Annotated in this window: 1 protein-coding gene; it reads right to left on the bottom strand. The window is 54.6% G+C overall.

The genetic code is table 11. The features are described 5' to 3' along the window. Positions 1–1398: transcription-repair coupling factor family protein (locus HMPREF3066_RS06125; protein WP_472684868.1), on the bottom strand; the 1398-nt coding region annotated here is incomplete at its 3' end. Positions 1399–1702: the final 304 nt, after the last annotated feature.

Raw genomic sequence — 1702 nt, 5'->3', positions numbered from 1 at the left:
CTCCTGTGGGAGAGGGTTAGGGAGAGGGTTTGTTGCGGATGCGGAAAATTCGGTTTGGTCAGTAACCGCTTTGCCTTCTCCCTCAGAGGCGGGAGTGGGTTGCTGTTGGCTCGGAGAGTGCAGCCCGCCCAGTTTGAATCCGTATGCCAACGGCGCAACTGTGATCATCAGCGGCTCGTGCGCCGATAAAAAGCCCTGCCAGTCGGACACAGGTTTGGCTTTCAAACCGTTTTGCTGCAAGAAACCGAGCATGGTTTCGCGCCGTCCCAAACTTTCGGCGCACAGCAAAATCCGCCCGTCAAAGGTCGTCTGAAAATCCTTCAATGCCTGCAACGGCTCGTCAGATTGGCGGTTGACGGCAAGGTCGGGCAGGGTGTGTTCCTTGCCGGAAACATCGGGCAGCACTTGTCCGTAGTTTTTCAGACGACCTGCGAACACATCGGCAGAGAGATACAAATGCTGTGGAAGCAAAGGCGGATAGGTTTCATCGCCCTGCGCCATGGCGTAACGCGATTTGACGTCGCTCCAAAAGCGGTTGGCTTCGGCGTGAACGTCGCCCAATGAAACAAACAACGCATCTTCGCCGATATAGTCAAACAGCGTTTCCAGCTCGTTTTCAAAAAACAGCGGCAGATAATATTCCACGCCTGCGCCGAAGTGGCCGTTGCTGACGGCTTTGTACACGGCGGCATCGTTCGGATTGCCATCGACTTCTTCGCGGAAGCGGCTGCGGAAGATTTTTTGCGCCTCGCTGTCGGTGGGGAATTCGTGCGCCGGCAGCAGGCGGATTTCGGAAACGGGGGAGATGGTGCGCTGTGTGTCCGTGTCAAAGGTTTTGATGCTGTCGATTTCATCGTCGAACAAATCAATGCGGTAGGGCATTTCGCTGCCCATCGGGAACAAATCGACAATCCCGCCGCGCACGGCAAACTCGCCCGCCGCCACAACATGGGAAACATGGTTGTAGCCCGCATCCACCAAATCGGTTTTCAGACGACCTATATCCAAAGTCTGCCCGTTTTTCAGCCAGAACGTGCGCCCCGCCAAAAACGGCACGGGCGGCAGCTTCTGCATCGCCGTGGCAACCGGCACGAACAGTACATCCGCCGCGCCGCTCTTAATTTGCCACAACGCCGAGAGCCGCTCCGACACCAAATCCTGATGCGGCGAAAAACGCTCGTAAGGCAGCGTTTCCCAGTCCGGCAGGAACACCGCCGTATCGTGCGGACGGAAAAACCGCCATGCCGTCTGAAGGCGCAACGCCTGTTCCGCATCTTGGGTCAGCACGACTTTGAGCCGCTTATGCGGCAGATAACGCGCCAAAGCCAGCGGCAGCGAGCCTTGCGAAAGATTGAGCCAACGGGATTTTTCACGGGGTTTGGGGATAGGGTAGTTCATGGCGTAGGGACAATGGCTTGCGGCAGCCGGAAAATTTTTCGGGCCGCCGTGGTAGGTTGTAAAAGCGGAATTTTAGCAGATTAAAAGCGGGTGTAAGGGATAGGATGGTTTGGTTGGTTTTCAGACGGCCTTTAATGCTAAAATGTCCTCTGTTTGCCACACACCGTTTTTCATGAATATTCTCGAAGCCTTATTGTTATTGGTCTTGCTGATCGTCATCAGTGCATTTGTTTCCGGCTCCGCAAACCGCTTTTAGAGAGGTTGTTTTTTTATCTATAGTGGATTAACTTTAAACCAGTACGGC

The sequence above is a fragment of the Neisseria sp. HMSC03D10 genome, from assembly GCF_001807625.1.
Lineage (GTDB): Bacteria > Pseudomonadota > Gammaproteobacteria > Burkholderiales > Neisseriaceae > Neisseria > Neisseria mucosa.
The sequence above is the reverse complement of the archived record's forward strand: the minus strand, read 5'-3'. Positions and strand labels throughout refer to the sequence as shown.